The sequence below is a fragment of the Kribbella sp. NBC_00359 genome (genome assembly GCF_036097425.1).
Taxonomy (GTDB): Bacteria; Actinomycetota; Actinomycetes; order Propionibacteriales; family Kribbellaceae; genus Kribbella.
On sequence record NZ_CP107975.1, the window covers coordinates 9,014,680 to 9,040,341 of the forward strand.

The window sequence follows — 25,662 nt, forward strand, 5'->3', positions numbered from 1 at the left end:
ATGACCCACTTCGCGATCGGTGAGTCCGACTTCCTGCTCGATGGGCGGCCCTTTCGGATCCTGTCCGGTGCACTGCACTACTTCCGCGTGCACCCGGACAGCTGGGCCGACCGGATCGAGAAGGCCCGCCAGATGGGACTCAACACCATCGAGACGTACGTGCCGTGGAACGCGCACAGCCCGCGGCCGGGCACCTTCAACACCTCAGGGATGCTCGACCTCGAGCGGTTCCTGCGGGAGGTGGCCGCCGCCGGCCTGTACGCGATCGTCCGCCCCGGGCCTTACATCTGCGCGGAGTGGGACAACGGCGGACTCCCCGCCTGGCTCTTCCGGGAGCCGGACATGGGAGTCCGCCGGTACGAACCGCGGTTCATGGCGGCTGTGCAGGAGTATCTGTTCGATGTCCTGCGGATCGTGCAACCGCTGCAGGTCGACCGGGGCGGACCGGTGCTGCTGGTCCAGGTCGAGAACGAGTACGGCGCGTTCGGCGACGACCAGACGTATCTGAAGGGGGTCGCCGAGATCATCCGGGCGGCCGGGATCACGGTGCCGTTGGTGACCGTGGACCAGCCCGTCGACGCGATGCTCGCGGCCGGCGGACTGGACGGCGTACTGCGGACCGGGTCGTTCGGGTCGCGGGCCGGGGAACGGCTCGCGACCTTGCGGAAGCATCAGCACACCGGGCCGTTGATGTGCATGGAGTTCTGGGACGGCTGGTTCGACTACTGGGGTGGACCGCACCACACGACCAGCGTGGCCGACGCCGCGGCCGAGTTGGACGCGCTGCTGGCCGCCGGTGCTTCGGTCAACATCTACATGCTCCACGGCGGCACGAACTTCGGGCTGACGAGTGGCGCCAACGACAAGGGCGTCTACCGACCGACGATCACGTCGTACGACTATGACGCGCCGCTGGACGAGGCGGGGAACCCGACGGAGAAGTTCCACGCCTTCCGGGAGGTGATCTCCCGGTATGCGCCCGTCCCCGACGTTGTCCCGGCGTCAGGGCCGGGCGCGCCGGAGACCTCCGCTGCGCTGGGGTCGCCGGTCCGGTTGCTGTCCGCTCCCGACCCCTGGGGCGCGTGGAGCGAACACGCGGAGCTGCCGACGCTGGACGAGTTGGACAGTCGGTTGGCGCTGTTCCGCAAGGAGGTGCCGACGGACGGGCCGGCTCTTCTCACCGTTGGCGAGGTGCGGGATCGCGCGTATGTGTTCCTGGATGGCGCGCCGGTTGGGGTGCTCGACCGCGAGCGGCATGACGCGGCGCTGGTGCTGCCGCATGGCGGGCAGTTGGAGATAGTGGTCGAGGACCAGGGCCGAGTGAACTATGGCCGACGGATCGGCGAGGTCAAGGGCTTGATCGGCCCGATCCGGCTCGGCGCCGACGAGCTCCTCGACTGGTCGGCCTGTGCGATCGACCTGGACAGCGTGCCGAACCTGTGGTCCCAGCAGCCCGCCCCGGACACCCCCCAGCCGGCGGACGGGGTTGGCGTCGGTCCGACCGCCTGGCGTGGCTCGTTCGACGTCGCCGCTCCGGTGGACCGCTTCCTGTCGACTGTTGCTTGGGGCAAGGGGATTGCCTGGGTGAACGGGTTCTGCCTGGGGCGGTACTGGCGCCGGGGGCCGCAGGAGACGCTTTACGTGCCGGGCCCGGTACTACGGTCGGGCCGCAACAAGCTCGTCGTACTCGAGCTGGACGTGATGGCCGATCCGGTCGCGCACTTCGTCGCCGGACCATCGCTGGGTCCGCTGGAGTTGTAGGTGGAACAGGTGGGTCCGACGTTGCTGTGGCCGGACCCACCTGGCTCAGGAGCCTGCGGTGGCTGGACTGCGGGCTGCTGTCGTCGCGGGGGTAACGCCGACTTTGGTCGCGAGCAGGTCCGCGACGGCGTGGACTGCGCGCAAGGTCGGGGCCGTGGTGCCGGTGAGGTCGGCGAGCTCGACGACCGCGGCGAGGATGACGTCGAGCTCGAGCGGCTTGTCCTTCTCCAGGTCCTGGAGCATCGAGGTCTTGTGCCCGCCGACGCGTTCGGCGCCGTTGATCCGCTTGTCGACCGAGATGTCCGGATGACAGCCGACCGCCGCGGCGATCTCCAGGGATTCCTCCATCATCAGCCGGACCATCGCGCGCGTCCCCTGGTGCGTGGCGATCTCGACCATCGTGGCCCGCGCGAGCGCGCTGATCGGGTTGAAGGCCGCATTGCCGAGCAGCTTGATCCGGATGTCCGTCCGGATGTCCGCCTCGACCGGACACTTCAACCCACCGGCGACCATCGCCGCACTGAACGTCTCGCATCGCTCGGACCGCCCGCCCACAGGTTCACCGATCGAGAAACGGGTCCCCTCCAGATGGCGTACGACGCCTGGCCCCTCGAGCTCCGTCGAGCAATAGACGACACAACCCACGGCCGGCTCGAGTGACAGCACCTGTGTCACCGAGCCGTCTGGATCGACCGTTTCGATCCGGCGACCCTCGTACGGACCTTTCAGACCATGGAAGTACCACCACGGGATGCCGTTCTGCGCGGCCACGACGACGGTGCGGTCGTGCAGGAGCGGCTCGATCAACGGGTCGGCGCTCGCGTACGAGTTCGCCTTCAGCCCGAGGAAGACATAGTCGACCGGCCCGATCTCGGCCGGGTCGTCGGTGGCCGGCGTACGGGCCTCGAAGTCACCGCGTGGACTGAGGACCTTTACACCGTTCGACCGGATCGCTTCCAGATGGGCGCCGCGGGCGATCAGGTGCACCTCGGTTCCACCGCGGTGCAGCGCGGCGCCGACGCACGCGCCGATCGCTCCGGAGCCGAGCACGGCAACCCTCATCGGTCCCTCCTCGATCCAGGCATGGTCGGGTCCACCTTTCGAGAGGCTTGGTATACGGGATGCAGTAGGCGGAGCCTGAATGCGGTCAAGATCACACTTCCCGGGAAGCGCTCGCCAAAAAGGGGTCCGCGGAGCAGCGATGAATCGGCGCCGGACCGGCGGTATGTATCCGTGACAGTTCGTTCGGACAGAGCAGGAGCGCATCATGGGCCGCGTCATCGTCAGCCAGTTCATCAGCCTCGACGGCATCGTCACCGACCCGGACGGGTCGGACCGCACTTCGGCCGGCGGCTGGGCCTTCCGGCATGGTCGGGGCCCGGTCGAGGGCGACAAGTTCCGGCTCGGTTCGATCCTGGACACCGGCGTCACGGTGTTCGGCCGGACCACCTGGGAACTCCTCGGCCGGTTGCTGTCGCCCCGCACCGACGACTTCTCGGTCCGGATGACCAAGATGGCCAAGCTCGTCGCCTCGCACTCACTGACCGACGTCTCGGGCTGGGCCAACTCGGCCCTGATCGACGGAGACGTGGTCGACGCGGTCCGGGCCGAGCGGGAGTCCCGCGATGTCAGCGTGGTCGGCAGCCTCAGCGTCGTCCGGGTCCTGCAGGCCGCCGACCTGATCGACGAGTACCGGCTGATGACCTTCCCGACCGTCCTCGGCACGGGCGAGCGGCTGTTCCCGGCCGCGGACGCCCCGATCCACCTGCAGTTGGCGTCGACGGTCCAGAACGGCCCCGCCGTACTGACGACGTACGAGCGGTCAGCGGGTCAGGGATAGCCCGAATGCGGCGAAGATCGCGTCGTCCTGGAAGGTGCGGTTGTGGGTGATGCCGGCCGCGGTGATGGTGAACACGTGCAGGGTGTGCAACCGGTGCACGTCGCCGTCACCGCGGTAGACCGCGATCCCGGCCTGCCCGTTCGCCGCGATCGGCACCACCCGCCAGTCGGTGCCGCGCAGCGCGAAGACCCGTAGCAGTGCTGGAGAAGCTCCCGCCGGTACGGCGCTGTCCTCGTCTCGGAGGTCACGCCCGATTGTGTTGGCAAGATGGGGCAGATGAGCTGGCCTGCGATGGTGTGGATCGGTGGAGCTCCGGGTGCGGGCAAGTCGACGATCGCGCGCGACCTCGCGCGGCGGAGCGATCTGCCGCTGCACCCGATCGACCTGTGGACCTACGACCACGTCGGGCGGATGCCACCGCTGCGGCCGCTGGCCGAGAACCTCGCCGAGGGACCGGAGTTCGCCGCTGAGGCCTTCGTGAAGATCGCGTGGGCGCGGCTGCAGCTGGTGACCGCCGATGTCGGGGCACGTGGGCTGGGCGACGTGCCCGCGCTGGTGGAGGGACCGCAGCTGTTCCCGTCGATGGCTGACGAGATCGCGGCGGCGGTGTGGTTGGTGCCGGACGCGGAGCAGACCCGGCGGGCCAGGGAGCAGCGGCTGGCCCGGGCCGAGGACCCGGCGGGGCGGGCTCGGTTGGACGGCCTCCTGGCACGGGACGCCGTGCTGGCTGACCTCGTACGGCGTGAAGCGGCCGAGCGCGGGCGGATCGTCATCGACGTGCCGGCGGATCCGGATTGGGCGGCGATCACGCGTGCTGTCGAGGACACGCTAGGGCCGTTCCCGGGGCTCGAGGCGGGAGCCGAGCTACGCCGGCAGCGGGAGTACGAGAACCAGGCGGCCTGCCGGCAGGGGCGGTTGTGGCAGGCGGACATCGGCCTGGCCGAGCTGCCGCCGCACCCGTTCGCGTGTGAGTGCGGGCAGTCGGGATGCTCCGCGACCTGGCCTGGGACGCCGGACGAGTACGACGTACTGCGCCGAGCCGATGGGGCGGTCACGGTCTGCTGACCATGCTAGGGTTGTCGATGGTTGCAGTTTTGCAGTTCCACGTTCGTTTCGAAGCGCCCGCGGATTTGTGATCCGCCGGGCGTTTTTCTCATTTCAGGCCACTGGTCTGTGTGGGTGGGCTCGTACCGCAACCCGGGAACCGGCACCTGCCGGGTCCCATCCCCCACTGAAGGAGCAGATCATGGCCAGCGGAACAGTGAAGTGGTTCAACGGCGAAAAGGGCTTCGGCTTCATCACCCAGGACGGCGGCGGCGCCGACGTGTTCGTGCACTACTCGGCGATCGCGACGGACGGCTTCCGGTCCCTGGATGAGAACCAGAAGGTCGAGTTCGACGTAGCCCAGGGCCCGAAGGGCCTGCAGGCGGAGAACGTTCGCCCGGTCTGAACCACCGCGCACAGCAGGCCCGGCCGATCACGGCCGGGCCTGCTGTCATGTGGTCCAGAGGTACTCGCCGTCGTCCAGTTGCTCGGTGCGGGTCAGGCCGGCGGCCGCGGTGACCGCGGCTGACGCGGCATGGTCCGGGTGGACGTGGGCGATGATCCGCTGGATGCCCTGGGCATTCAGCCAGGTGACGAGGCCCTGTGCAGCTTCCTTCGCGTAGCCGTGGCCCTGCCAGCCGGTACCGATCACCCAGGCGATCTCCGCCGTACTTCCGGTGACTGTGGTCTGCACGTAGCCGACCAGCTCGTCGTCGTGCCGGATCACCCAGTTGAACCATTGCTCGTCCGTCCGGCCCGGACCGGCGAGCTGACGGCGGTAGCGAGCTTCCAGGACGTCCAAGGTCGGCGGCTCACCGCCGGTGAAGGTATAGAGGTCCGGATCGGACAGGACCTTCGCCATCTCGCCGGCGTGCTCGACCTGCAACGGCTGCATGCTCAGGCGGGCTGTGTCGAAGGGCGTGATCGACCGGGGCGGTGGGGTGGCAGGTGTATTCAACACTGTTCAACGGTAGCGCCGGACGGCTCGGCCGCTCCGTCCTCGACCGGCCCGTCCGGGGCCACCGTCCGCATCCTTGCATTGGTGTGCAGGTCGAACTGCGGACTGCGGTGGTCACCGACCTCGTACGGCGCCACCCGCTCCTCGTAGTGCAGATGTGAACCGCTGGCGACCTCGAGCCGATCCCCTGTCTCCACCGTCTCCCCCTGGCTGACCGCGAGCTCTGACAGGTCGCCGTACAGGTGCCAGATCGCGTTCGACTCGATCACGACCCGTCCGGCCTCGCTCTGCGGCGGCACCTTCAGGAAGTCTTGAAGCCGGGCAGGGACCGCCGGATAGGGCGCCGGCTCGACCTCCAGCTCGGCCATCCGCTGCACATAGGTGCGGTACGCCCGGCGGGCTTCGCCATGTGCACCGCTCGCCTGGAGGGCCGCCACCAGGCCGAGATGCGCGCGTTCGTCGTACTGATCCCGCTGCAGGATCCGCAGCAGGTATCCGGCTGCCGCGTCGGGGTCTCGCCGCCCACGCTCGGCCAGTACGCGCGCCACCCGCACATAGAGCGCCCGCGCCTCTTCACGCATCCCTGCGGCCCAGTCGGCGTACACGTCCTCTTCCAGGAAGTCCCCGGAGTACGCCGCCTCGGCCGCGCGCAGCAACCGGAGATCGGTGGTCTTGAGCCCTTCGCGTGCGTCGTGCAGGGACAGCTCGACGTCCACGGCGGCCTGCTCGCCGTCGAGCCAGATGGTGGCGCGGTCCGCCCCGACGAAGTGGTCCGCCGCGTACTTCTTCTCCATGTCGAGCACCGAGCGCACAGTCGACAGGGCAACCGACAGTCTCGGGGACGCGACCGACTCGTCCTGATCCGGCCAGAGCAGGTCCAGGAGTTGCACGCGGGCGACCGGCCGGCAGCGACGGGAGACCAGGATCTTCAACAGGTCGCGGGCCTTCTTGGACGGCCACTCACCGAGCTGGATCGCCTTGCCGTTCCGTAGTACGCGGAAACCGCCCAAGCACTCGATGCGGACTGGCACCGGGCCGCCGTCTTCAGTGGCAGCGAGTGCTGTTGCGGCGTGCCGGGTCGCGCCAGCGGCCAGGAACTGCTGGTGTGCGCGCAGTGCGGGGTCTCGGCCCTCAGCACCTTGAGTGCGCTGGGCAAGCATCAGCTGGGCGCGCGCCTCGCCGAGCTGATCGCCTAGCTCGCTGCGGATGTTCAGGACCTCATGGAGGACTTCGCCACCCCCTGCCCCCGCCCCGGATGCCACCTCCACCCCAGGTCCCCGATCAGAACAACACCCGGCACAGCCCTCAGGCAACAGTGGTACCCCTGATCTCCCGCTCGATCGTGAAAGTCTCCCGTCCGCCCGGGACCCTCTCCCGACTGTCCAGGGAAGTGGCGTACCGGAGGACAGGAGGTAGTCGCCTTCTTGCCCAGTCCCGCCGCCGGTTCACGCGGGGACTGCCGCGGTGACAGGCACTACCTCCTGTCCTGAGGTACAACCGAATTGCTGGATCAGCAACAAGATGCCGGGCTGGGCCGCGGGCGGACGGAGACTGGCGCCATGATCGAGATCGATTGGGCGGGAGAGGCCGGGCGGCTCCGGACCGCGGCCGAGAGCGCGAGCGACTGGAACAGGACGGTTGCCACCAGCCTGGTCCGCGACGGCGACAAGGTGGCAGTGGACGTCGGCTGTGGCGGCGGCGGGATGGCGAAGGCGCTCGCCGAGGCCCTGCCGGCCGGTACGACGGTGGTCGCGATCGACGCGGATCCCGAAGTACTGGACCAGGCCCGGCAGCACACCGCCGGCGCGGTCCGGTGTGAGCTGGCCTCGATGGACGACGGGGCGGAGCCGTTGCGTAAGGCAATCGATGCACCGGCCGACCTGATCTGGGCGTCGGCCTCGGTGCATCACGCCGGCGACCAGCAGGCCGCTGTCGACGCACTGGCTTCGCTGCTGGCACCAGGTGGTCGGCTGGCTCTCGCCGAGGGCGGTCTGCCGGCCCGGAGCCTGCCGTGGGACCTGGGCGTCGGCGAGCCCGGCCTCGAGTTGCGACTCGACCTGGCCCAGGACCGCTGGTTCAAGGTGATGCGTGACTCGCTCCCCGGCTCGGTGCCGATGCCGTACGGCTGGACCGAGGCGCTCACGCGTGCCGGGCTGAGCGACGTCACCACCCGAAGCATCCTCAGTGAGACCCCACCGCCACTCTCCCCCGACCGCCTGGAGCATCTGGCCTCCGCGTTCCGATTCCGTGTCGACCGTCTGACGGCTGAGCCGGCGCAGGACGGGAACTCACATGGACACGGTCACGGCCATCTGGTGCCGGCCGATGGCGAGTGGTTGAGTGCTGACGACGTTGCGGCGTGGAAGCAACTGCTGGACCCGGACGGCCCGCACTACCTCGGCCACCGGACCGACCTCGCCGTACTGTCCGTGCGCAGCGTCCACGTCGGCCACGCACCCCGCTGACCACGCTCCGGCCCCGGCGTACGGCGTACTGGAGACGAACGCCACGCCGGGGCTTGGGCTGGTGGTGGCCAGGGTGTCGGCGGCTCGCCGTAAGGTGGGTGCCCATGAACGACCGGCTGGTGTGGATCGACTGCGAGATGACCGGCCTCGACCTGGCGGCGGACGCCTTGATCGAGGTCGCGGTGCTGGTCACCGACTATGAGCTGAACGTGCTCGGTGACGGGATCGACCTGGTGATCGCGCCACCACCGGCCGCGCTGGAGCAGATGGGCGACTTCGTCCGCGACATGCACACCGCCTCCGGTCTGCTCGCCGAGCTCGAACACGGGATCCCGCTCGCCGACGCCGAGCAGCAGGTGCTCGAGTTCATCTCCGGATACGTGAAGGAGCCCCGCAAGGCCGCCCTCGCCGGGAACTCGGTCGGCACGGACCGGACCTTCCTGGTCCGCGACATGCCGCGGGTCGAGGCGCACCTGCACTACCGGAACGTCGACGTCAGCTCGATCAAGGAGCTGGTCCGCCGGTGGTATCCGCGGGTGTACTACGCCACCCCTGCGAAGACCGGCAATCACCGTGCGCTGGCCGACATCACCGAGAGCATCGCCGAGCTCCGCTACTACCGCGAGACTGTGTTCGTCCCGCAGCCCGGTCCGGACTCCGACACCGCCCGGGCCGCCGCGACCCTGATCACCACCCCGGACGCCCCGCCGACCCCCTGACCCAGGGCCTGGGTGGGCCGATTTCTGGTCCACGGGGTTCATCGCTATGATTGCTCAGCCGTCGCAGTCAGGGCGGCAATGGTGGGTGTAGCTCAGCTGGTAGAGCACCTGGTTGTGGTCCAGGTGGTCGCGGGTTCGAGTCCCGTCACTCACCCGAAGGCGAGGGCGATCTGTGTCCGCGGAGTGCGCGGACCTGGTCGCCTTCGGCATTTTGTGCGGCTGCGCTTCGCTTGCCGCGGGTGGGGGCTCCGCCACCCACACCCCTGTGCGCCTTCGCTTCGCTCGGCTCCGTGGCTGGGGTTGCCGTTCGGCTTTCGTCTGTGGCTGGGGTCGCCGTTCGGCTTTGTCGGTGGCTGGGGTCGCCTGTCGGCTTTGGTCTGTGGCTGGGGTTGCCGTTCGGCTTTGTCGTGGCTGGGTTGCCTCTCGGGTTTCGTCTGTGGCTGGGGTTGTCCTTCGGCTTTGGTCGCTGGTCGACGTGTCAGGATGCTCGGGTGAAGTCTTCTGGGAGTTTGTGGTTCGGGTATGGCGTGGTGCTGGTGGTCACGTTTGTGGTGGGGTTCTTGGCGTTCGCGGTCTGGGTGCTCTCGCTGGTGTTCTGAAAAGTCGGGTGTGATCTTCCCGGCGGGTGGGTGCGTCTCTTGAGGCAGAGGCATCGACCGAAAGGCTGCGATGAGGGCAACTGAAGACTTCGAGGAGTTTGCGCGGGCGCGGATACCGCAGCTGTACCGCACCGCCTGGCTGCTGACAGGTGATCGGCATCACGCCGAGGATCTGGTCCAGGACACGCTCGCGAACATGCTGCGGACCTGGCACCGGGTCGAGAATCCGGCGGCGTACGCGCGGGCCGCGCTGGCGCGGACGTTCATTTCGCAGCGGCGGCGGAAGAGCTGGACCGAGCGGCCGACCGCGGAGGTGCCGGAGCGCGCCGAGCGGGCCGGGGATCCGGAGCTGCGGATGGCGCTGCAGAGTGCGTTGGCCGAGTTGGCGCCGTTGGATCGCGCCGTGCTGGTGCTGCGGTTCTTCGAAGATCGCAGCGTCGAGCAGGTCGCGCTCGATCTCGGCAAGAACGCCAGTGCGATCACCACCCGCACCGCCCGAGCCCTCGACCGCCTCCGCGCGGTCCTCGGCGACGGCGCCGCCCAGCTGATCGCGCACTGAACCCGAGGAGCACCGATGAACAACCAACTCACCGATCTCATGCAGCGCGCCACCGAGAACCTCGAGCCGGTCACGCCCGACCTGCTCGAACGGAGCGTCCAGCAGGGCCTCCACCTCCGGCGTCGTCGTACGACGGTCCTCAGCCTCACCGGAGCCGGAGCCGTCGTGGCCACCGTGGGCCTGATCGCGGGCGGAGTCCAACTGCTCGGCGGCCCGTCGGAAGCAGCAGTCGCCGGTACGCCGGCCCCCTTGACCGCACCGCCGGCGGCCAAGCCGAGCCACGTGACCCCGCAGCAGACACTGGTCACCCTCCGGTCTCTCGTCGAGGCACCTGGCCGGACCCTCACCAAGCCCGAGACGTGGGGCGAATCCAAGGACGGCTTCGTCGCCGCGGCGTACGTCGTCGACGACGGCAAGGGCGCCTCCCGCGTCGACGTCCTGCTCTCCGGCGGCGGCGAAGAGAACCCCTGCGCCACCGCCTCGACCGGCTGCACCAAGTTCCCCGACGGCTCGTCGCTGTTCGCCATGGCCGAGCAGCCCGAGTACCCGGGCGACCGCAACAAGGACGGCGTCACCAGCAACTACGTCGCGCTGTACCTGCGCGACGGACGCTTCATCAGCATGACCAGCTACAACGCGCCGGCCGAGAAGGGCTCGCGGCACACCCGCCAGAAGCCGTTGTTCACGGTGGCGCAGCTCACCTCGATGGTGAAGAGCAAGGCGTGGAAGTTCCCGCCGGCGAACACGGTCAAGCCCAGCGGTACGGCGGTCAAGCCGTCGTCGAAGGTCCAGCCGAGTAAGTGAACGCAACGGCCCGGCTTCCCAGGTGGATAGCCGGGCCGTTGGCATTCTGGCCGTCAGCGCTCATGAGGTCAGGCGATGGGGTCGACGTACCAGTCCGGGAGGGGGACCGGGCGGAGGTCGGTCTGGTCGCCGGGGCGGCTCAGGGTCAGGACGGCCCGTTCGATCTCGGGGCGGGCGTTCAGCGCCTCCTCGATGTCGTTCAGGCGGATGGCGACGGCGGACTCGGGGTCGTTGCCGATGACGTCGACCGCGGCGACCAGGAAGATCTTGTCGGCGCCGACCCACTCCATGTGCAGGAAGCTGACCCGTTCGATGTCCTTGTGATCGAGCAGCGCCCGCAGTGCCCGGTTGCGGGCCAGCGGCGTGACCGCCTCACCGGTGAGGAAGTCCATGTTCCGGCTGATCAGGAACAGCGCGACCCCGCCGAGCAGCAGGCCGACCACGATCGACCCGAGCGCGTCCCAGACCGCGTTGCCGGTCAACTGATGCAGCAGGATCGCCAGCGTCGCGATCAGGATCCCGATCAGCGCTGAGAGATCCTCGACGAACACCGCCCGCAGCACCGGGTTCGAGGTGATCCGCACGTACCGCAACGGCCGCAGCATCCGCTTGAGCGCACCGGCCTTGGTCTGCCGCAGCGCCTGCGCGAACGAGATCCCTTCGAGCACGAACGAGATCGCGAGGACGGCGTACGCCCAGCCGTACGACGGGTTGCCCTCCTCCCCGTGCTGCAGCGACTGGATCCCGTGCCAGACCGACACCGCCGCGCCGACGGTGAACAGTCCGAACGCGGCGAACATCGACCAGATGTAGCCCTCCCGCCCGTAGCCGAGCGGATGGGTCCGGTCGGCCGGTTTCCGCGCCCGCCGCTCGCCGACGAGCAGGAAGATCTCGTTGCCGGTGTCGGCCCAGGAGTGCGCGGCCTCGGCCGTCATCGAGGCTGAGCCGGTGATCACCGCAACGGCCGTCTTCGCCACCGCGATCAGCAGATTCGCGGTCAGCGCGACGACCACGGTCAGAAAGCTCTCGCCCCCCGCGTTGTCCGAGCTACTCACAGCACGACAGTAATCCCCCGCCCTCGCCGGTCACCGCAACCTCGCCTCAGGAGCCGCGGATCACGAAGCTCTTGCTGTAGCCGGCCTGGAACCGGCCGCAGGTCGGGAAGTACACGCGGTAGATCACGTTGCCGACGTACGGCGGCTGGGCGAGTACCGTGAACCGCCCGCTCTGCCGGACGACGTCCTGGCTCACTCCGCGCCACGCCGTCGCGCCGGTCAGGCGCTGCAGGACCACTGCGCACGTGGAAGGAGCGCCCGCCACCGTGCCGTTGACCGGCACGATCGTGCCGACCGGGACGCTCGTCCTGGAGGGCGTCGCGCCGACGATCCCCGGCCGGCTGACCGACCAGCCGAGCCCCGCGGTGTCGAACGCGCGGCCGCGCAGCCGGACACAGTTCAGGGCGTCCCCGGCAGCGGCCGGATAGACCCGTTCGGCGATCCCGGCGGTGTTGGTGAGATAGCGGTCTCCGTCGTGCTCGACGCAGAGGTTGTCCCAGGTGATCTGGACGCTGATCCGGCTGCCGTACGCCTTGCCTGTCGCGGAGTCGGTGATCGCCACGCGGGCCTTGTACGCCGAACCGAACGGCACCACCTTCGGGATGATCGAGACGCCGATCCTCGGCAGGTGGGAGCCCGTGACAGCGACGCTCGGACCGGCGAACGGAGTCGGGGTCGTCATGCTGCCGTCGGAACCGTCGATGATGGTGCCCTCCATCACCCCGGTGACCTTGAACGTCCCGTTCGCCGTCGACGGCACGTACAGCGAGCCCTTCCAGGTGCCGCTCTGAACGGTCCCGGAGGCCGGTCCGAGGAGCGCCGCGACCATATAGCGCGCCGGCCCGGTACCGCCGGTGCGATCCAGGAACACGTTGAGAAACACGGTGCCCGACTCAGTCGTCTTGTACCCACCGGCCACGGTGACCGGTACGGCCACGGTGTTCAGCCCGGACACGGCGACCGCCGCTCGCCCGAGCGTCACGCTCGTAACCGTCAGGTTCGGATCCGGCGAGCTCAGCTTCTCCGGTACGGCCGACGCGGCCGGCGCGACCACCGCCGCGAACACCAACGAAACCCCCGCGGCCAAAGCCGCCCACCCCTTTGACTTCAATCCCCCTGTGATCATTTCCGCAGAATGTCACGGGAATCCGTCGTTGCCTATCGCCGAACCGCTTTTATTATTACTGAATCCCGAAATGACACCGGCGCACAACAATCCCGGCACAATTCGCCGCCGACCGCAACTTCGGCGCTCGCACGCGCATCGTCAACTAGGTGGGCGGATGATGCGTTGCTCGATGGCGCGGGCAACGGCGGCGGCCCGGGTGTCGACTTCGAGCTTCGTGTAGATGTGCGAGAGATGCGACTTCACCGTCGCTTCGCTGACGAACAGGCTCCTGGCCATGTCCCGATTCGACCGGCCGGTCGCGAGCAACCCGAGGATCTCGACCTCTCGCTCGGTGAGCAACGGCCCCGACCGTCGCACCAACCGCGCGGCGACTGCCGGCGCCAGCACCGTCTCACCGCGCGCGGTCCCGCGGATAGCGCGAAACAAATCCTCCGGCGGCGCGTCCTTCAGCAAATACCCGGACGCCCCGGCATCGATTGCACTCATGATGTCCGCCTCGGTGTCGTACGTCGTCAGCACCAATACGTGCGGCGGCTCCGGCAACGCCCGCAACCGCGCCGTGGTCTCGGCACCACCCGGCCCGGAGCCGAGGTTGAGATCCATCAGCACGACATCCGGCCGAACCGCGGCAACCAACTGCTCGGCACTGTGCGCGTCCGACGCCTCGCCCACCACGGACAGGTCCTCCTGACCTTCCACGAGCGCGCGCATCCCGGCCCGCACCACGGGATGGTCATCCACCAACGCGACCCGGATCATGCGCGGACCAACGGGATCGAGGCGGCCAGCGCCGTACCCTCGCCTGGTTCGCTCTCCAGGACCAGCGTGCCGCCGAGCTGCTTCAGCCGGTCGCGAATGCCGGTCAGTCCCCGCCCGCGATCCGGATCGGTCGATCCACCGTCGGGAAGGCCGCGGCCGTCGTCGCGGACGTCCAGGACAACGGCGTCCGGCTGGTAGGTCAGCGTGACCACGGCGGTCGTGGCAGCCGCGTGTTCGAGCACGTTGGCCAATGCACCACGGGCAGTGCGCAGCAAGGCGGTCTCGACGTCCGACCCGAGTGACACCGGCGTACCGTGCACCTGGACGCGCACGTCCACAGTGCTGTGGGCTGCGAGTCGCCCGCACGTCTGGCGGAGTGCATCCGGCAGCGCGGGCTCACCCGGCACCACGGTCAACTCTGCGGGAGCCAGGTCCCGGACCACCCGCCGTACCTCATCCAACCCATCCCGAGCGGTCGCCGCCGCTTGCGACGCATGCTCGCGTGCCGCGGCCGGTCGGTCGTCCCACTCCCGCTCTGCAGCCTGGAGGAGCAGATTGATGCTGGACAGCCCTTGAGCAACGCTGTCATGGATCTCCCGCGAGAGCCGGGCCCGCTCGGCCAGCGCGCCGGCCTGATGCTGCGCGTCCGCCAGATCCCCTTGCGCTGCATGCAGATCGTCCAACAGCGCCTGCCGCGCCAATGCGTCCCGCTCGAGTGCCCGATACGCACCAACAGCGAGTACGGCGATGCACACCGGCCCCAGCACGATCGTCGGATCGAGCCGGTCAGCCATCCGCGTCCACATGACCACTGTGGTAACCACCATCCCCGCAACGACCGCACAGGCCGGCCAGAACGCCAGCACCCGCAACGCGACAAATGACAGCGGTACGGCGCACCACGCGAACGAAGGCGCCAGCACCACCAGCCCAAACCACACCACCACCAGCAACGCGAGCCAGACGCGACTGGGCAGCGCTCTGTGCGCGGCGTACGTCGCCAGCAGCACCAGCGCGCCCGCAAGCACCCAGGGCGTGCGGTCGCCGAATCCGTGCCCGGTCAGGTACCGGACCGCGGAGGCGAGCACCAGGACGACGAAGGCCGCGTTCAGCGCGACCACCAGCCCGTCGGCGTGGCCCAGGATCCCGGTCGCCCAGCCCGGTGTGCGTGAAGTGGTCATGGTCCTGCCGATGGTAGGCCGAGCCGGCCGGCTTCCGAATCATCCGATCGGCTATCCGACGGTGGCCGAACACCCGTCGTACGGGCGTCCGCGGCGGACCAGGCTGGAGGCAGTCCACCTCAGCCCGAACGACGAGAGGTTCTCATGTCTGTCCGCTCCCTGTCCGCGACGCTGGCACTCTCCGCGGCCCTGGTCGGCGTCGGCGTACCCACGGCGTCTGCCCGGCCCGCTACCTACGAGCTCTCCGGCGACGCCGGTGGGTCCAAGTTCGAGGGCATCGGGTACGACGCTCGCACGCAGCGGTACTACGTCTCGGAGACCACCGGTGGCGAGATCCACCGCGGACAGTTGCGATCCGCGGCCGCGACCGAATGGCTACCGGGAGACGGGACCGACGGCCGCTGGACGGCGCGGGGAGTCACGGTCGACTCGCGCGGCCGGGTGTACGTCGCGGGCGGCCCGAACGGCATCGATCACCCGGGGGCGCCGGACCTGTGGGTCTATGACCGCGATGGCCGGCTCCTCGCGGCACTGCGGACCGGCGTGCCGAACGCGTTCCTGAACGACCTCGTGATCGGACCGGACGGAGCGGCGTACGTCACGAACTCGAACGCGCCGCAGGTGTTCCGCGTCGCCCAGGAGCACGGCCGCTGGACCATCCGGACCTGGGCGGACGCCACTGCGACCATCGCGACCCAGACCGGCTTCAACCTCGGTGGCATCGTCCTGTCCCCGGACCGGCGCGCGCTGGTCGTCCCCCAGGGCAACGTCGGCAAGCTCTGGCGGTTCGCCCTGAGCACTGGCACGGTTTCGGCTGTGGACACCGGCGCGGCTGACCTCGTCAACGCCGACGGTCTCGTGCAGGACGGCCACCGGCTCTGGGTGGTCCGCAACTTCTCTCGCGTCCTGACCACGCTGCAGCTCTCCAGCGACGGCCGTACGGCGCGATTGGCCTCTGCGACTCCTACGGACCCGGACCGGGTGCTCACCACGGCGAAGCTCGCCCAGGGCAGGCTGCTGTTGGTCGACAGCAAGTTCGACGAGCCCACCGCGGTCCCGCCGTACCAGGTCATCACCATGACCCCACCGCGCCGATGAACCGCACCATGGCAGCGGCTGCCGTCATCATGGTGACGGCAGCCTGCACGACCACCGACAGCACTCCACCCCCGTCCCCTCAGAGGACCAGCGCAGTGTCGACAGTCAGCACCCTCGATCAGCAACTGATCGCCGCCGCCTGGAAGAACGACGTCACCGAAGCCCGCCGGCTGATCAACGCCGGCGCGAACGTCAACGCGGTCGACGACACCGTGCAGAGCGCCTTCCTGATCGCCGCGAGCGAGGGGTACGTCGAACTGCTCGACCTCACGCTGCAGCACGGCGCCGACGTCCGCAGCCTCGACAGCTACCGCGGTACGGCGCTGATCCGCGCCGCCGAGCGTGGTCACGCGGCGGTGGTCGGCCGGCTGCTCCAGGCCGGTGTGGCAGTGGACCACGTCAATCGCCTCGGCTGGACCGCGCTGCACGAGGCCGTCCTGCTCGGCAAGGGCACCCCGCAGTACGTCGACACGGTCCGGCTCCTGATCGCCGCCGGAGCCGACCGGAACAAACCGGCGGAGCGCGACGGCATCACACCGGTGCAGGCAGCGCGGAGCCAAACCGAGGTGGCGGCTGTCCTGGCTACCAAGCTCCCGAGCTCCCCCACCGCCGCGCTGCTAGCGGCTGCCGCGGCTGGCGACGCTAACCAGGTCGCTGCCGCCCTGGCCGCCGGTGCGCCACTGGAATCCCGCGACGACAACCTCCGTACCGCTCTCCTCCTGGCCTCCCTGAACGACCGCGTCGAGGTCGCCCGGCTCCTGGTCGCACTGGGCGCCGACCCCGATGCGCAGGACGACCGCCAGGACTCCGCGTGGCTCGTCACCGGTGTTACCGGCAGCGTCGCGATGCTCGAGACCCTCCTGCCCGCGAAGCCGGACCTGACCCTCCGCAATCGCTTCGGCGGCATCTCGGTCATCCCGGCGAGCGAACGCGGCCACGTCGACTACGTCCGCCGCGTGGTCCGGACCGGCATCAACGTCAACCACGTCAACGATCTCGGCTGGACCGCCCTCCTGGAAGCCATCATCCTCGGCCAAGGCACCAAGCCCTGGCAGGACATCGTCCGCATCCTCGTCGCCGCCGGCGCGGACCCGTCGCTCCCCGACGCCGACGGCATCACCCCGCTCCACCACGCCACCAATCGCGGCTACACCGACATTGCCGCCCTCCTCCGGTCCGCCGGCGCCCGCTAGGCCCAGATGGCAGCCAGCGTCCCGTCACCGAGAGCTTCGGGGGGATCGGGGTACGGGACGGCTCGGCCCTCGGCGTACCGCTTGGCCGTCCAAGCCGCGGCGGTGGCATCCAGCACGTCGTCGACAGCCGCGAACTCGCCGGCGGGACCGATGTCGCCGGTGATGCCCAGGCCGGCGGTCGCGAGCAGTTGTCTGCGCTCCTCCCCACCGGCCCAGGTCGACTTCGGATGGGCCAACGGCCGCCCGGCCATCGTGGCGAAGCAGACCTCCGGGTGGACCTCGATCGCCGCGCAGCGAGCGCTCGGCACCCAGGCGTCGACCTCGAGGATCTTCCGCGCCAAGGCGTACGCCTGTTGACTGAGCCCCTTCCCTGCCGCCTGTACGTTCAACGCCGACGCCTCCGCGTGCGTCGCCGCCGTCAGCGCCCGCCTGACCGGCGTCGCGAACACCGACGACGCTCGCCGCCCGACCGTACGCCGCGCCAGCACGTCAGCCTGTCGCGAGCCGGTCAACGGCAGCCCGATCGGAATATCGACGCCCACGACAGCCAACGCCCCATCCAACTCCGCCCGATCCACCAGTTCTTCGATCGTCGTCCCGAAGTAGGCTCGGAGGCCGTCGGAAACGCCCACCCACCCCTTCTTGCACGCGTCGACACCCATGACCCGCATCGCTCCTCCGGTTGTCACGCCAGCAAGGTAGCGCCACAGACCGTCGATACCTCTGGGCGTGACACGATTGCGGGGTGCGGCTCTTCTCTGGCGGCGGTGGCGACAGGGCGAGCGAGCTGGCTGTCGGGCATGCGTTGGTACGGCGGGTGTCGGCCGGCGAGTTGGAGGAGGCGCTGCGGGTCTATCGGCCGTCGGGGCCAGTCGTGGTCTTCGGGCGGCGGGACACGCGGCTGCCGGGCTTCGGGGCGGCGGTGCGTGCGGCTCGGGCGGCCGGGTTCGAGCCGCTGGTGCGGGCAGTGGGCGGACGCCCGGTCGCGTACACGGATCAGGCGTTGGTGGTTGATCACGTCAAGCATGAGCGGCTGGCGCCCGACGGGATGGAGACCCGGTTCAAGCAGTACGGCGCGCTGTACGCCGACGTGCTGCAGACGCTCGGGATCGACGCGCGGGTCGGAGCGGTGCCGGGCGAGTACTGTCCGGGCGCTCACAGCGTCAACGCGCGCGGCGTGGTGAAACTCGTCGGCACCGGGCAGCGCGTCGTACCCAACGGATGGCTGTTCAGTGCCCTGGTCGTAGTGGGCGACGACGCGCGCCTCCAACGACTGTTGGCCGATGTCTATCGACACCTGGAGTTGCCCTTCGACTCGGCGTCCGTCGGCTCGCTCTCGACAGAAGTGCCGGGCTTGACGGTCGAGACCGTGGAGCGCCGTCTGCTCGACGCGTACGGCGCGACAGACCCGCAGCCGCTCGACGACGCGACCCTCGAGCTCGCGAAGTCACTCGCCGACGATCACCGCGTCGCCTGAATCAGTCGTGGATCAGACAGCGCGACGGCAGCTCGAACCACCTCAGGTGATCGAAGTCCGTGTTCACGCGGCCCTCGGAGTCGGTGCTCTGGTCCTGACAGGTCGACAGGAGTTCGCGTGCTTCGCTGAGGTAGTCCTCGAGAGCTGACTCCGGTGCGGTGTGATCGTGGCGTGGGTACCTCAGCTTGCCGTCGGCGTCGTACCCGACCTGCGACAGCCGCATCGGCGGCTCGACCGGACCACGATGGTGCCGCCACAGACCCGTCGCCGGGTCGAAGCGGTAGTCGCCGAGCAGCCGCCATCCGTCACGGGCGACCAGCTTCACCGCCTCCACGACGTACGAGAAGACCGCCTCCGAGATGAAGTAGTTGAAGTTGACCCGCACCCACCCGGGCTTGATCCCCTCGCAGCCGTGCAGGATCTCCTCGGCGAACTCGTGCGACCGCACCAGGTCGATCCCGAGCAGCGTGTGTCCGTACGGACCCGCGCACGAGCACCCGCCTCGCGACTGGATGCCGAACAGGTCGTTCAGCAACGCGACCACGAAGTTGTGGTGCAGGTACCGCCCGGACGGCGCCTTCACCTCGAACGAGACGATCGACAGCCGCTCGGAGTCCAGGTTGCCGAGGATCTGCAGGTGCGGCTCGTCCTTCCACGCCTCGACTGCGCGGCGCAGGTACGCGTCCTCGTGCGCGCGGATGACCTCGATCCCCACCGCCTGCTTCAGTTGGAAGGCCAGTCCGGCCCGGATCGACCCGATGATCGCCGGCGTACCGCCCTCCTCCCGGTGCACCGGGTCGTCGAGATAGCGGTGCTCCAAGGGATTCACGTACGCGACCGTCCCACCACCGGGTACGTCGGGGACCCGGTTGCGGAGCAGCTCACGCCGGGCCACGAGTACGCCGGGAGTCCCCGGACCGCCGATCAGCTTGTGCGGACTGAGAAAGATCGCGTCCTTGTACGACAGCGGGTCGGTGTCGCGGCCGCCGTACATGTCGATCTCGACGTACGGCGCCGCGGCCGCACAGTCCCAGAACGACAGAGCGCCGTACCGATGGAGCAGCGCCGAGACGCGATGGGTGTTGCTGACGATGCCGGTGACGTTGCTGGCCGCGGAGAACGAGCCGATCTTGAGCGGGCGATCGACGTACTCGATCAGGCGCTGCTCGAGCTGCGGGATGTCGATGTGGCCGTCGTGGTCCTGACTGATCAGGACGACGTCGGCGATCGACTCACGCCACGGGAGCTCGTTGGAGTGGTGCTCGTACGGCCCGATGAAGACGACCGGGCGCTGGTCGGGCGGAATCTGGTCGGTCAGGTGATAGGTGTCGTCCAGTTCGGCCGGGATGCGCAGGCCGAGGATGCCGATCAGCTTGTCGATCGCGCCGGTCGCGCCGGAGCCGCAGAAGATCAGCGCGGTCTCGTCGTCACCGCCGACACTCTGGTGGATGATCCGGCGGGCGTCCTCGCGCAGGCGGGTGGTCTGCAGCCCGGTCCCGCTGGACTCGGTGTGTGTGTTCGCGTACCGCGGCAGGACCTCCTCGCGGATGAAGTCCTCCAGGAAGGTGAGCGCGCGACCGGACGCGGTGTAGTCGGCGTACGTGACCCGGCGGGGACCGTACGGCCCCGGCATCACCTGGTCGTCCCCGATCACCGACGCCCGGATCCGCCGCAGCAGCGGCGTGTCCGGCGGCATCTCCCCCTGGCTCTTCATGCCTCAGAGTAAAGCGACCGAGTGACGTTCGTCTCGTGCCGTCGCGGCGAGCTGTGGATAAGGTCGGTCCCAGTCGACGGCGAGGAGTGGGGATGACGTTTTCCGGCGAGCTGTGGGACCGCGGTGGGGCGTCCATATACGACGAGATCGTCCGGCATCCCTTCATCACCGGGCTGACCGACGGGACCCTCGACCACGATGCGTTCCGTTACTTCATCGTCCAGGACAGTCACTACCTGCGGGCGTACTCGCGGGCGCTCAGCCTGGTCGCCGGACGCGCTCCGGACGAGGACGCGGTGAGCATGTTCGCGCTGCACGCCGCCAACGCGATCGCGGTCGAGCGCTCGTTGCACACCTCGTTGCTGGAGTCTCTGGGCTTGACGGTGGCCGATGTCGACGCAGCCGGGTCCGGACCGACGACAACGGCGTACATGTCCTATCTGACCGCTGTCTGCGCCACGGGCACGTACGCCGAGGCTGTCGCCGCCGTACTGCCCTGCTACTGGATCTACCGCGACGTGGGCCGCGAACTGCTGAAGCGGTCGTCGCCGGACCCGCTGTACCGGCAGTGGATCGAGACGTACGGCTCGGACGAGTTCGACGCGGTGGTGGAGTCGGTGCTCGCGGTCACGGACGGACTGGACGTGAGCGCGTCGGAGCGGGAACGTTGTCATCAGCACTTCGCCACGACGTGCCGCTATGAATGGATGTTCTGGGACGCCGCGTACCACAAGCTCGATTGGCCGGTGGGATGAAGGACTTCTACGACGTCGTGATCGTCGGCGGCGGGCACAACGGTCTGGTCGCCGCCACGTATCTGGCCCAGTCCGGGCTGTCAACGCTCGTACTGGAGCAGCAGGCCCACACCGGCGGCGCAGCGGTCAGCCAGCAGGTGTTCCCGGGTGTGGACGCGCGCCTGTCCCGGTACTCGTACCTGGTCAGCCTGCTGCCCGACAAGATCGCCGCCGACCTCGGTCTGTCCCTCGAGCTCCGGTCGCGCGCGGTGGCGTCGTACACGCCGGTACGCCGTTCCGGACGCGATCTGGGCCTGATGGTCGAGCGGCCGGAGGGGGCGGCGACCCGTGCGTCGTTCGAGGCACTCACCGGCAGCGATGCCGACTACGCGGCCTGGACCTCCTTCTACGGCGCCGTCGGCTCCCTTGCCGCCGCCATCGCGCCCACACTGCTCGAACCACTGCAGTCCGGCGCCGTACTGCGCTCACGAGTCGACTCGGCGCTGTGGGACGAGCTCATCGAACGCCCTCTCGGCGAAACCATCGAACGACGCTTCGCCGACGACACCGTGCGCGGCGTGGTCGCGACCGACTCGGTCATCGGCACGTTCGCGTCGCTCCACGACGAGTCACTCATCCAGAACCGGTGCTTCCTGTACCACCTGATCGGCAACGGCACTGGTGAGTGGCGGGTGCCCGTTGGCGGTATGGGCGCTGTCACAGACGCACTGGCTGCTGCAGCCCGCCGCGCCGGCGCCGCACTGGTCACCAACGCCGAGGTGACGTCTGTCGAGGCCGATGGTGTGCGCGGGTCCGTCACCTGGATGGGTGGCGACGGCGAGCGGTCAGTTGACTGCTCCTACATCCTCGCGAACGTCGCACCGGCCACGCTGGATGCTCTCCGTGGTCGCCCGGTCGACGTGCGGCCTGAGGGGTCGCAGCTGAAGATCAACCTGCTGCTGCGCCGGCTACCTCTGTTGAAGTCCGGCGACGATCCGGCGCGGGCGTTCGCCGGGACCTTCCACATCGACGAGGACTACAGCCAGTTGGAGTCTGCCTATTCTGAGGCGGCCGGTGGCGGGCTGCCCGCCGTACCTCCCTCAGAGGTCTACTGCCACTCCCTGACCGATCCGTCGATCCTGTCGCCGGCATTGGTTGCCTCTGGCCACCACACGCTGACCGTCTTCGGTGTCCACTTCCCCGCGCGGCTGTTTGCCGACGACAACGACGCGGCCCGGGACCTGGCGACCCGCCGGGTGCTGGCCGGCCTGGAGTCCTACCTCGCCGAGCCGCTGGAGGACTGCATCGCCCGCGACGCGGACGGCAACCTGTGTGTCGAGGCCAAGACGCCGTACGACATCGAGGAATCCGTCGGCATGCCCGGCGGCCACATCTTCCACGGCGACCTCCAATGGCCCTGGGCCACCGACGACGCCGACGCCGGCCGCTGGGGCACCGAGACCGACGTCGCCAACCTCCTGATCTGCGGCTCCGGAGCCCGCCGCGGCGGCGCCGTCTCGGGCCTCGGCGGCCACAACGCCGCCATGACCATCCTGACCACCTAACCGATTTCGCATCTCCCCCGCCCCCCTGCTACGATCCTCATCGTTCGAAAGCACCACAAGCGCCGCTAGCTCAATTGGCAGAGCAGCTGACTCTTAATCAGCGGGTTCGGGGTTCGAGTCCCTGGCGGCGCACAAAAGCCCAGGTCACGCGAGTGCCCTGGGCTCGTGCATGTCCGTAGGTCATCTAAAACCCATCTCTTTGCGCTGATGCACCGCGCAGCAGACTTCGGGTACGACTGCCCGGGCCGCCGCCTGAGTCCCGATGTGCTGGTAACTGTGTGTCACATCACATCGGTTCGCAGTGTTGCCGACTTCTTCGAATCGGCGTCGCGGTCAGCGTTGAGCTTCCAACCGTCACACAGGTTGGAGGCGTGACATGTCGAGGCCACCGCTACCCATCGGAACCTGGGGAAGCATCTCCACCAAGGTCATCAAGACCGACAAGAACGGCAAGCCCGTCAAGCATCAGTCGCAGACCAAGTTCCGCGACCACGACGGTCGCGTTCGCCAGGTCAGCGCGGTCGGCACGAGCAAGACTGGTGCCGAGAATGCCCTGAAGAAGAAGCTCCAGGACCGCGCCAGGACGAACCAGTCCGGCGAGCTCACCGCGATGCACAAGATCAACCACCTCCTCGACCTCTGGGAGAAGCGATTCGAGGGCCTGGTCTCTGACGGCACACGCTCCCCAACCTCCCTCGACACCTACCGCCGCGCACTCAAGAACCACATCCGCCCGGCCATTGGCGAACTCCGCATCGGCGAAGCCACTACCCCACGGCTCGACACTGTCCTGTCCAAGATCAAGAACACCGCCGGCGCACCAACTGCCAAGACCTGCCGCGCCATCATCTCCGGCGCCATGAAACTCGCCGTCCGCTACGGCGCCATCTCCGTCAACCCAGTCCGCGAGGTCGACGCCATCGAGGCCAAACCCAAGAACCCACCGCGAGCCCTCACCACCGAAGAAGTCACCCTCCTCCGCAAGAGCCTGGCCGCCGACGACCGCGCCGTACAAGCCGACCTCCCCGACCTGGTCACTTTCATGCTCGGCACCGGCGTCCGCATCGGCGAAGCCCTCGCCGTCCTGTGGCACCAGATCAACCTCGAAACCGGCACCGTCAAAATCACGCACACCATCGCTCGGCTGCCAGGTGGAGGCCTGATCCGCAAGACCACCAAGTCCCGAGCCGGCCAACGGGTCCTCAGCCTCCCCGCCTGGGCCACCGCCAGACTCCGCGCCCGCTTCGCTGCGGGCGTCCGCCTCGACAACCCCATCTTCTCCGACACCCGCGGCGGCTTCCGCGACCCCTCGAACACCCGCCGCTCCCTCCGCACCGCCCTGTCTCCCGTCGGAAGCACCGCCCGCCGCGACCTCGGACTTACCCTCCGGACGCAGCGCCGCAAGATGCGCATGTCCCGCAAGCAGCTAGCCGCCACGCTCGGATGGCCTCAAACCAGAGTGGAGCTGGTCGAGACCGGCCGCATCAAGGTCGACGACGCACTTGTTGCCAGCCTCGTCAAGATCTACGGCATCGACCTCAACGACACTCCTGACCTGCTTGCCCAGCTTGAGGCAGCCGTCCAACCCGCCGAGTCAGACAAGCTCGCCTGGATCCGCTCTCACGCCCTCCGCAAGACCACCGCCACCGCCCTTGACGAGGCCGGCCACACCGCCCGCCAAGTCGCCGACCAACTGGGTCAGGCCAAGGTCTCGATCACACAAGATGTGTATATGGGCCGTCGAGCCGCCAACCCAGCCGCCGCCGAAGCCCTTGAAAGTGCCTTCGACGATCCCGAATTGCTCTGAACGTGTGGATCATGTGGCAGCCTGATCAGGTGACGGATCCCGCGCTGATTCAACTCCTCGACGATCTGGCTGATCGCGCCCGCAACCCGTACATCGCCTACCTGGGCTCGCCTGACGACCGCGGGGACTGGGGCGACAACCCACCAAGCGATGCCGACCTACTGATCGAGCGACGTCTCCTGGGCGCCGTCACCCTGGCAGCGATCCACATAGTCGATGAGTGCATTGCTGACATCCAGACCATCAGCGCGGCCGAAATGGATCCGGACGGCGCACCCGATCCCGAGATCTACGCCGACACGTTCGTTTGGAACTATTTCCCACCTCGGTTCCGGCCCTCGTATGATCTGCAGTTCTTCGCCAAGATCCTGGTCTCCGCGGTCAAGGTCAGCCACGACCTGGCCAACCCCAAGAGTGATCGGCCGGCGTGCATAGCCGAAGAGATCATCGTCAATGCGATCTGCAAGTACGCCTATGCCCTGATGGACGAAGCCGGCCTTGATCACGACGTGAGCCTAGAAGACCTGATACTGGACGACACAAACTTCGAGTTGTTGTTCAGCGAGGATATGGACGGCGTCGAGGATGACCCTGCCATGCAACGCTCGCTCGGCATGTGGCTTCCGCCGGTCGAAGGCTGGTTCACACCATTCAACACCGACCGCGTCGTCCATCCCTACGCCGAGACCGACGGGACGACCCCACGCGTGCACGACCTTTACCACCTGCTCGACTCCGACGAACTGCGGGCGATGTCACGGCAGCCGGACGTGGTGGACGCTCCCACCCCGATCACCAGGCAGCATCCAATCAGCGAAGTTGTCGGACTAGCACGGCAGACATCCACCGCGGACCCCGAAACCTGGGTGGCCGACGACTCGGACCCTGAACGCAGCTACCAGGCACTCGTGCTGATCTCCCGCATCGCAAAGTCTGGTTGGCTGACATGGGAACCCCATGACTCTGCCGACATCGTGCGCTCCGACGCCGTGGTCAGGTTCGCTCCGCACCGACACTATCCAGTCGGACCAGACCAACCGTGGGCCGAGGTCGCGATGACCAGCGGCGTCATCATGCACATCCCGTTGTCAGCAGTCGTGTCCTACCGCCCAGACCCCTCGATCTATGAGCGGTGGAACTCGATGTCGTCCTCGCTGGAGCCATGAGGAGGTTTTCGTCGACTTTGACATCAAATAGTTGG

25 protein-coding genes and 2 tRNA genes are annotated in these 25,662 nt (G+C 68.4%); 17 read left to right on the plus strand and 10 right to left on the minus strand.

Going from position 1 to position 25,662, the window contains the following annotated elements:
- Complete coding sequence (locus tag OG876_RS43545) at positions 1 to 1,761, plus strand: glycoside hydrolase family 35 protein (RefSeq protein WP_328522610.1); 1,761 nt, start codon at positions 1 to 3, stop codon at positions 1,759 to 1,761.
- 45 nt (positions 1,762 to 1,806) lie between these two features.
- Here OG876_RS43545 and OG876_RS43550 read toward each other — a convergent pair whose 3' ends face one another.
- The gene (locus OG876_RS43550; RefSeq protein WP_328522611.1) at positions 1,807 to 2,823 is read right to left on the minus strand and encodes a 2-dehydropantoate 2-reductase; all 1,017 of its coding nucleotides are present in this window, start codon (positions 2,821 to 2,823) and stop codon (positions 1,807 to 1,809) included.
- A gap of 205 nt (positions 2,824 to 3,028) precedes the next feature.
- Here OG876_RS43550 and OG876_RS43555 point away from each other — a divergent pair, with 205 nt between their 5' ends.
- Complete coding sequence (locus tag OG876_RS43555) at positions 3,029 to 3,601, plus strand: dihydrofolate reductase family protein (RefSeq protein WP_328522612.1); 573 nt, start codon at positions 3,029 to 3,031, stop codon at positions 3,599 to 3,601.
- On the opposite strand, the gene OG876_RS43560 is transcribed toward OG876_RS43555, so the two are convergent.
- Complete coding sequence (locus OG876_RS43560; protein ID WP_328522613.1) at positions 3,584 to 3,760, minus strand: hypothetical protein; 177 nt, start codon at positions 3,758 to 3,760, stop codon at positions 3,584 to 3,586. The genes OG876_RS43555 and OG876_RS43560 overlap by 18 nt on opposite strands.
- Before the next feature lie 117 nt (positions 3,761 to 3,877).
- On the opposite strand from OG876_RS43560, the gene OG876_RS43565 reads away from it, so the two are divergent.
- Together OG876_RS43565 and OG876_RS43570 are read left to right on the plus strand one after the other, a co-directional pair.
- On the plus strand, positions 3,878 to 4,666 hold the full coding sequence (locus OG876_RS43565) for a hypothetical protein (RefSeq protein ID WP_328522614.1): 789 nt from the start codon (positions 3,878 to 3,880) through the stop codon (positions 4,664 to 4,666).
- A 181-nt stretch (positions 4,667 to 4,847) separates the two neighbouring features.
- A complete protein-coding gene (locus OG876_RS43570) occupies positions 4,848 to 5,051 on the plus strand; it encodes a cold-shock protein (RefSeq protein WP_132152442.1) in 204 nt (67 codons plus the stop codon).
- Between the two features lie 45 nt (positions 5,052 to 5,096).
- Here OG876_RS43570 and OG876_RS43575 read toward each other — a convergent pair whose 3' ends face one another.
- Positions 5,097 to 5,606, minus strand: coding sequence for a GNAT family N-acetyltransferase (locus OG876_RS43575; protein WP_328522615.1), 510 nt, complete (start codon positions 5,604 to 5,606; stop codon positions 5,097 to 5,099).
- Positions 5,600 to 6,871, minus strand: coding sequence for a BTAD domain-containing putative transcriptional regulator (locus OG876_RS43580; RefSeq protein WP_328522616.1), 1,272 nt, complete (start codon positions 6,869 to 6,871; stop codon positions 5,600 to 5,602). Before OG876_RS43580 ends, OG876_RS43575 begins: the two co-directional genes overlap by 7 nt.
- 291 nt (positions 6,872 to 7,162) lie before the next feature.
- Between OG876_RS43580 and OG876_RS43585 the strand changes: the two genes are divergently transcribed.
- The 5 genes from OG876_RS43585 to OG876_RS43605 all read left to right on the plus strand — a co-directional run bounded on the left by OG876_RS43585 (position 7,163) and on the right by OG876_RS43605 (position 10,749).
- Positions 7,163 to 8,068: a class I SAM-dependent methyltransferase gene (locus OG876_RS43585; RefSeq protein WP_328522617.1), complete on the plus strand. Its 906-nt coding sequence runs from the start codon at positions 7,163 to 7,165 to the stop codon at positions 8,066 to 8,068.
- Positions 8,069 to 8,172: 104 nt separating this feature from the next.
- A complete protein-coding gene (gene orn / locus OG876_RS43590) occupies positions 8,173 to 8,787 on the plus strand; it encodes an oligoribonuclease (protein WP_328522618.1) in 615 nt (204 codons plus the stop codon).
- 81 nt (positions 8,788 to 8,868) lie between these two features.
- Positions 8,869 to 8,941: transfer RNA gene (locus OG876_RS43595), tRNA-His, on the plus strand.
- A gap of 515 nt (positions 8,942 to 9,456) precedes the next feature.
- Positions 9,457 to 9,945, plus strand: a complete 489-nt coding sequence (locus OG876_RS43600; protein WP_328522619.1) for a SigE family RNA polymerase sigma factor — start codon at positions 9,457 to 9,459, stop codon at positions 9,943 to 9,945.
- A gap of 15 nt (positions 9,946 to 9,960) precedes the next feature.
- Positions 9,961 to 10,749, plus strand: a complete 789-nt coding sequence (locus OG876_RS43605; protein WP_328522620.1) for a hypothetical protein — start codon at positions 9,961 to 9,963, stop codon at positions 10,747 to 10,749.
- 68 nt (positions 10,750 to 10,817) lie between these two features.
- Here the strand turns inward: OG876_RS43605 and OG876_RS43610 are convergent, their stop codons facing one another.
- The 4 genes from OG876_RS43610 to OG876_RS43625 form a co-directional block, all read right to left on the minus strand.
- Positions 10,818 to 11,804, minus strand: a complete 987-nt coding sequence (locus OG876_RS43610; protein ID WP_328522621.1) for a cation diffusion facilitator family transporter — start codon at positions 11,802 to 11,804, stop codon at positions 10,818 to 10,820.
- A gap of 46 nt (positions 11,805 to 11,850) precedes the next feature.
- Positions 11,851 to 12,930, minus strand: a complete 1,080-nt coding sequence (locus tag OG876_RS43615) for a hypothetical protein (RefSeq protein WP_328522622.1) — start codon at positions 12,928 to 12,930, stop codon at positions 11,851 to 11,853.
- Between the two features lie 141 nt (positions 12,931 to 13,071).
- Positions 13,072 to 13,692 carry a response regulator transcription factor gene (locus OG876_RS43620; protein ID WP_328522623.1) on the minus strand — a complete coding sequence of 207 codons (621 nt, stop codon included), beginning with the start codon at positions 13,690 to 13,692 and terminating at the stop codon, positions 13,072 to 13,074.
- The gene (locus tag OG876_RS43625; protein WP_328522624.1) at positions 13,689 to 14,873 is read right to left on the minus strand and encodes a sensor histidine kinase; all 1,185 of its coding nucleotides are present in this window, start codon (positions 14,871 to 14,873) and stop codon (positions 13,689 to 13,691) included. Before OG876_RS43625 ends, OG876_RS43620 begins: the two co-directional genes overlap by 4 nt.
- Positions 14,874 to 15,017: 144 nt before the next feature.
- Here OG876_RS43625 and OG876_RS43630 point away from each other — a divergent pair, with 144 nt between their 5' ends.
- A complete protein-coding gene (locus OG876_RS43630; protein WP_328522625.1) occupies positions 15,018 to 15,971 on the plus strand; it encodes an SMP-30/gluconolactonase/LRE family protein in 954 nt (317 codons plus the stop codon).
- A gap of 95 nt (positions 15,972 to 16,066) precedes the next feature.
- Entirely contained in the window at positions 16,067 to 17,164 is a 1,098-nt protein-coding gene (locus OG876_RS43635; protein WP_328522626.1) for an ankyrin repeat domain-containing protein, read from the plus strand.
- Here the strand turns inward: OG876_RS43635 and OG876_RS43640 are convergent.
- Positions 17,161 to 17,853 carry a DUF429 domain-containing protein gene (locus OG876_RS43640; protein WP_328522627.1) on the minus strand — a complete coding sequence of 231 codons (693 nt, stop codon included), beginning with the start codon at positions 17,851 to 17,853 and terminating at the stop codon, positions 17,161 to 17,163. The two genes, OG876_RS43635 and OG876_RS43640, sit on opposite strands and share 4 nt — an antisense overlap.
- A gap of 56 nt (positions 17,854 to 17,909) precedes the next feature.
- Here OG876_RS43640 and OG876_RS43645 point away from each other — a divergent pair, with 56 nt between their 5' ends.
- Positions 17,910 to 18,641, plus strand: coding sequence for a lipoate--protein ligase family protein (locus OG876_RS43645; RefSeq protein WP_328522628.1), 732 nt, complete (start codon positions 17,910 to 17,912; stop codon positions 18,639 to 18,641).
- Position 18,642: 1 nt separating this feature from the next.
- Here OG876_RS43645 and OG876_RS43650 read toward each other — a convergent pair whose 3' ends face one another.
- On the minus strand, positions 18,643 to 20,355 hold the full coding sequence (locus tag OG876_RS43650) for an aminotransferase class V-fold PLP-dependent enzyme (protein ID WP_328522629.1): 1,713 nt from the start codon (positions 20,353 to 20,355) through the stop codon (positions 18,643 to 18,645).
- A 92-nt stretch (positions 20,356 to 20,447) separates the two neighbouring features.
- On the opposite strand from OG876_RS43650, the gene tenA reads away from it, so the two are divergent.
- The 5 genes from tenA to OG876_RS43675 all read left to right on the plus strand — a co-directional run bounded on the left by tenA (position 20,448) and on the right by OG876_RS43675 (position 25,627).
- The gene (tenA, locus tag OG876_RS43655; RefSeq protein WP_328522630.1) at positions 20,448 to 21,110 is read left to right on the plus strand and encodes a thiaminase II; all 663 of its coding nucleotides are present in this window, start codon (positions 20,448 to 20,450) and stop codon (positions 21,108 to 21,110) included.
- Positions 21,107 to 22,654, plus strand: a complete 1,548-nt coding sequence (locus OG876_RS43660) for a phytoene desaturase family protein (protein ID WP_328522631.1) — start codon at positions 21,107 to 21,109, stop codon at positions 22,652 to 22,654. Before tenA ends, OG876_RS43660 begins: the two co-directional genes overlap by 4 nt.
- A 59-nt stretch (positions 22,655 to 22,713) precedes the next feature.
- Positions 22,714 to 22,786, plus strand: a tRNA-Lys gene (locus OG876_RS43665).
- Between the two features lie 244 nt (positions 22,787 to 23,030).
- On the plus strand, positions 23,031 to 24,461 hold the full coding sequence (locus OG876_RS43670) for a helix-turn-helix domain-containing protein (protein ID WP_328522632.1): 1,431 nt from the start codon (positions 23,031 to 23,033) through the stop codon (positions 24,459 to 24,461).
- Between the two features lie 29 nt (positions 24,462 to 24,490).
- Entirely contained in the window at positions 24,491 to 25,627 is a 1,137-nt protein-coding gene (locus tag OG876_RS43675) for a hypothetical protein (RefSeq protein WP_328522633.1), read from the plus strand.
- Positions 25,628 to 25,662 lie beyond the last annotated feature (35 nt).